This window comes from Undibacterium sp. Ji50W (assembly GCF_049340445.1).
GTDB lineage: Bacteria > Pseudomonadota > Gammaproteobacteria > Burkholderiales > Burkholderiaceae_D > Undibacterium.
In genome coordinates, this window is the sequence record NZ_JBMPOX010000047.1 from 1 (window position 1) to 5,446 (window position 5,446).

General features: G+C 48.1%; 6 protein-coding genes. All 6 read right to left on the reverse strand.

Annotated elements, in window-relative coordinates; all coding sequences use genetic code 11:
* Positions 1 to 97 precede the first annotated feature (97 nt).
* The gene (locus tag ACO0K9_RS27845) at positions 98 to 697 is read right to left on the reverse strand and encodes a hypothetical protein (protein ID WP_422990627.1); all 600 of its coding nucleotides are present in this window, start codon (positions 695 to 697) and stop codon (positions 98 to 100) included.
* Positions 698 to 1,114: 417 nt separating this feature from the next.
* A complete protein-coding gene (locus tag ACO0K9_RS27850) occupies positions 1,115 to 1,771 on the reverse strand; it encodes an HAD hydrolase-like protein (protein ID WP_422990629.1) in 657 nt (218 codons plus the stop codon).
* A 579-nt stretch (positions 1,772 to 2,350) separates the two neighbouring features.
* The gene (locus tag ACO0K9_RS27855) at positions 2,351 to 3,073 is read right to left on the reverse strand and encodes a CPBP family intramembrane glutamic endopeptidase (protein ID WP_422990631.1); all 723 of its coding nucleotides are present in this window, start codon (positions 3,071 to 3,073) and stop codon (positions 2,351 to 2,353) included.
* A 197-nt stretch (positions 3,074 to 3,270) separates the two neighbouring features.
* Positions 3,271 to 4,332, reverse strand: a complete 1,062-nt coding sequence (gene aroG / locus ACO0K9_RS27860) for a 3-deoxy-7-phosphoheptulonate synthase AroG (protein WP_422990633.1) — start codon at positions 4,330 to 4,332, stop codon at positions 3,271 to 3,273.
* A 503-nt stretch (positions 4,333 to 4,835) separates the two neighbouring features.
* Complete coding sequence (locus tag ACO0K9_RS27865) at positions 4,836 to 5,285, reverse strand: tetratricopeptide repeat protein (RefSeq protein WP_422990635.1); 450 nt, start codon at positions 5,283 to 5,285, stop codon at positions 4,836 to 4,838.
* Between the two features lie 3 nt (positions 5,286 to 5,288).
* Positions 5,289 to 5,438: a hypothetical protein gene (locus tag ACO0K9_RS27870; protein WP_422990637.1), complete on the reverse strand. Its 150-nt coding sequence runs from the start codon at positions 5,436 to 5,438 to the stop codon at positions 5,289 to 5,291.
* Positions 5,439 to 5,446: the final 8 nt, after the last annotated feature.

Sequence of the window (5,446 nt, forward strand, 5' to 3'; positions counted from 1 at the left end):
CTTATCGGTCTCTGTTTTTGAGAAAACTGAGATTTCATGCGCCTTTCAGACCGATGACTACATTTCTGAAACAGCACCCAACGCTAACCAATTGAATTTATTCGACTTTTAACCGGACGCTAGTGAAATTTACTGTGTGCACCGGCTTGTCAGTTGATGCAGCCAATTCGCAAAATTCACGTAAATTCGTTGTAAACCCAAGGAAATAAATCTTCTGTGGACTTATCCAAAGGTGAAAAAATGGAGCGCTTGGCAAGTCGAATAAAGCGCCATTGATTTCAATACGATGCTTTGTGTTGATACAACTTTCTGAAGGCATACGTCTTGGCCATTCTTCCCACGTCATGAAGGTCAAAAAGCATGTAGGTGCCAGAATAAAGCCTGAAAATATAATGCAGCTTCGACTGCGGTACCCGGTAACTCGTTTACGTGTCAAAAATAAAATTGCACGTGTAGCGACACCAGCAAACAGCCCCAGCCAAGCTGCACCATAATAAGCGACCCCAAATACCGCGTCTAAGATTGCACCACCGTGCGCATGGTCTGCCCATCGCCCGTAGGAAATTACCATCCAGGTCAGTGGCGATCCCAACAGCAAAGCGGCACCAAGAAGTGCCCAACGGTTGGGCATACAGATAGCGATAATGAATGGAACAAAATATGGCATGAAAACGAAACCTACGATGCCGAAATCCATGGATGCAGTCCTGTTCGTGGTGGAAATAAATGGACGGCCCTTTGGACCATCATGTCGTTCCCTTATTCAGGGAAAAGACAGATTGACACATCCCGATGAAGGGAGAATGAAGGCAGTGTGAAGAAAGTATGCGATTTGTAATGCAGGTGGTGTTGGCGACGACTGGGCAGGTAGTTGTAAAGTACCAGTTTTATCTCGTAGCCGGGGAGCGAGTCGCACGCAAGGGAATTACAGCCAGCTGCGTCCTTGAAGAATAATGTCGCACCCGCTTCCGGCGATAGCTGGTCAGTGCATGCACAGATTGCCAGATATGGTTTTGAGACAGTTGCTGGTATTTTGACACTCAGACTACGTGCGATTACCTGACACTAATCGCGCCTATGCGGACTACAGTAATCGCAATTCATTGTTTATCAATTATCGCTTATCCAAGATGACGCCCATATTTCTTAAAGTGAGAACTAAGGCTTCAATGTCATTTTTCTCATCGTCATAGAAAATAGTTCTAAAACCAACCATGGTGGCCGGAATTAGATTATCTCGGTTATTGTCTATGAAGATGCATTCTTCAGAAACGGCGCTGGCACGATCTAATGCATGCAAAAAGATGCCTGTGCCTTGCTTACTCATGCCAATTTCTGCAGAGACCACGATAGGGGAAAATAATTTATCTAATTTCTGCGTGATTTTCAGATGGTCGAATCTATCTTTTTTGTTGTCGGTGATTATGCCTATAGCGTAGTTGGATTTAAGTTGTTGCGCCAATGAAAACATAGGGGCATTTATCGGCGTGCTTTCAAAAGCTTCTTTTAGCAAGCTAATATTTATCTCACATCCCAATTCTTCGCAAACATTGCCCCAAATGCGAGAGTAAGTAGTTTTTCCCAATATAAGATCGTTGTTGTATCGACTGATCGCGTTTTTCACGCGTGAAAATTCAAGACCTGTCGCTTTGCTTAAATATCTGTTAGTCGTCAGCGAACCAGTTTTGTCGGTCGTGAGTACACCATCGTAATCGAAAAATATTAGCTTGATCAAACTATCCTCCATTATGTCTTGGGGCCAATCGGGCATACTGTCAACTGGCCGAAATGGCGTTAGCGGGCAATCGTAAAATTGTACGCTATTGGCTCAATGGCGTTCATTTAAGAGTCTTTTTGATGATCTGAACAGGGCATGGTCCACTATGGACAGCGCTGACTATACGCTCAGGCTCGAAGCTCTCCCCCATAGTAGGTATGAAAATCATCAACTTCCAGATTAAATGCTAGCGCTCGATAGCTTGAATATCCCGATAAATCATAGAATTAACATGAAGCTCTTCCCGGTCGAAGATCAATTGGCACTTCGTTTCTGCACTATACCCAAGTCGGTCAGCGTAGGGAGATCGGATTCTATGTCCCTTCAAGTGTATATTGAGACACCGAGGGGTATTTTGACGCACTACATGCGTGCGATTACGTTGCACTAATCGCGCCTACCCAGACTGGCTCAAACCAACTGACAGCGAAACGAATTATTCGCACTTCATTTCTGCATCGCAGATGAGTCAATCTGCACAGGAGTGGTTGGCTTTGCACAATCGCAGGCAAGTTTAGATGTTTAGAAATGCATTAGCGTGAGACCTGACCTGATCCACATAACGGCTAGACATCACCGTGCAGCCAATGACATTGCCGCCACCGAGAAATTAAACAATGCATGCAAAATCATGCCGCTTAGAATGCCATTACGCAAGCGCAAGTAACCTAAAGCCAGGCCAACCAGTAATTGTGGGGAGACGATAATAAGCATCAGAAAACTTGGCGTTCCGGAAAAGATGTAGTTAGAAACATGAGCCAGCCCAAAGAATAGGCTATAGAACCAGAATATCCAGGGGAAACGACGCAGGTAATTGCGACCACGTGTAAATTGAAGTTCAGCTTTTGCTTCAGAGTCGGCTCGCTTCCTGACAAAAAAGTCGATGATAGCAATCGCGCATATCACGATCGCTAACACCATGGCCGACTTAGGTGACTGAAAAACCAGGGCAAGCAAAGGTGGGCAAATGAACAAGCTATATTTGGGCGCTCGCAATCCAGCGCGAAAAATCAATTCTTCTATGATGGGAGCAAATAAAATCAAACCAAGCCACTCACGGAGTGTTAAATAGTTTGCTGTCGTATCAATCTTTGATTTTGCCCCTGCGATATCCATGAGAAATTCGTCACTTATCGCCGAAATTAGGAGGGCGAAAAAAAGTGCCAATACCAGAAAAAACAATACGCGCCTGCCAATTGCCGCCAGGTTTTCCGTATTAGGCTTACGTCTTTGTGGATGAACGAGAAACCGTTTGAAATCGCCGCTTTCGCGTTTTACATACTCAAAAAATTTCATCGTGTTCGCGCTGAGGAATGTGAAAAGAAAAGACAGCTACGCATAACTTGCGTGGAATCATTCCAGGTGGGTACGCCAGGCATTTTTGTACCATAAAAGCCAGGAGAGCCTCCTGTCATGACGGCACGCATAAACTTTAAGCTTACTTGTACCGTCATGAACGCAGAGACCCTACACCCTGACGAAGTTTGACAATTTCAATACGACTGCTTCAGACGCCTTTGTTTGACCGCTTCGGCCAAACCTTCGAGTACCTGGATGCTGGAATCCCAGTCTATGCAGCCGTCGGTGACGGATTGGCCGTAGACCAGTTCTTTGCCTTGCACCAGGTCCTGGCGACCGGCGACCAGGTGGGATTCGATCATGACGCCGACGATGCGGGTATCGCCTTCGGCAATTTGTTTGGCGATGTCAGCGCAGACGGGGATCTGGTTGGCTGGGTTCTTGGAGCTGTTGGCGTGCGATGCATCGATCATCAGGCGTGATGCCAGGCCGCTGTTGGCGATGTCTTTGCAGGCGGCATCGACGCTGGCAGCGTCATAGTTGGGCGTTTTGCCGCCGCGCAGGATGATGTGGCAGTCTTCATTGCCGTTAGTGGAGACGATGGCAGAATGGCCGCCCTTGGTGACGGATAAAAAATGATGCGGCTGTGACGATGCCTTGATGGCGTCAACGGCGATTTTGACATTGCCATCGGTACCGTTTTTGAAACCGACCGGGCAAGACAGGCCAGACGCCAGTTCCCTGTGCACCTGTGATTCGGTGGTGCGGGCACCAATCGCGCCCCAGCTGATCAGGTCGGCGATGTATTGCGGGCTGATGACGTCGAGATATTCGGTACCGGCAGGCAGGCCAAGTTCATTGATGTTGAGCAGCAGTTCACGGGCGATGCGCAGGCCGTCGTTGATGCGAAAGCTGTTGTCGAGGTAGGGGTCATTGATCAGACCTTTCCAGCCAACGGTGGTGCGTGGTTTTTCAAAATACACGCGCATGATGATTTCCAGTTCACCAGAAAAACGGCCACGCTCTGCGGCCAGTCGGTGCGCATATTCCATCGCTGCCTTGGTGTCATGGATGGAGCAAGGGCCGATGACGACCATCAATCTGTCATCCTGGCCATGCAAAATGCGATGCAAGGCAGTGCGGGCATTGGCTGCGGTTTCCGAAGCTTTTTCGGAACAGGCAAATTCACGGATCAAATGCGATGGTGGAACCAGTTCCTTCATCTCGCGTATGCGTAAATCGTCGGTGCGCTGCATGTTAACTCCTGTCAGATACTAAAAATTAAAATAAGAAATTTAAAATAAGAAAATTTGAAAACTGCTTAAAACCTAAAATCTCACCACAGAGGCACGGAGACACAGAGGGACGCAGAGTAAATTCAAGAAACCCAGGAGGCTCCACGTTCATCTCACTTGTTCGCCCTTCTCTTGCCTTTCTCTGTGTCTCCGTGTCTCTGTGTTGAGAGGTCTTGCTTTTTATGCGTTACGTTTATTCCGTAAAAAATTCAGGCAAAAAAAAACCGCCAGATCGGGCGGTTTTTTAGAATTTTGGTTTAGCGCTTTTTCTTCGAGTGCTTACCGTCTTCCCACCGCCGTTGGCTTGGAATAGCTAAAGTAAAAGAAGAAAAAGAAAACAATATGTTTCATATCAATTATTGATTAAATATTTGTTTTTGCCATGTCGTGCCCTTTGGTAAGGGCTATCCAAATCAATAGTGCATCAAAATCAGGCAATTTGCAAGGATGTTGCCGTTATTTGCTTATTTTTTCCACAAAGGTGGGGGTTCTGGTGGGATATCGCCCCCTTGGGTGGGGTAGGCACCGGGTACCGGGGCTTTTCGCTCGATGGCGGCAACTTGTGGCGTATTGCGGTTCATCCAGTTGCGCAATTCATTCAGGTTGGCGGCGATATCGGCGCGGTTGGGGCTGAGGCGATTGGCTCTTTCCAGCAGGTTCAGGGCTTTTTCGGTATCGCCCTGGGCGGCCAGCGCCACCGCCTGGTTGTTGAGGGCAGAGGCGTCAAACGGATTGACCTTGGCTGCTTCGGCAAATTTCTTGCTGGCGGCACTGGTATTACCTTCTGCCATCAGGTTGCGGCCTTCTGCATTCGGGTCTTGTGCCACTGCAGTCGCTGACCAGGCCAGCAGGCCTGCGCCCAGCATGGATACCAGGCTTGGCTGCGAGGAAAATAAGGAGGTGACGACTTTCACGATTTAATTTCCGGAATAGTAAGGTTTAGGAGTCACCGGTGGGAAGGCCACCGGGGACTTTCTGGTCTCGAAGCTATAGCGCAGGTACACCGCTGCTGCTGCGTCATTGAAATCCCCCGAGTTGTCTGCCGTCAAACGCCCCCCCAGGAACAGGTGCGGGG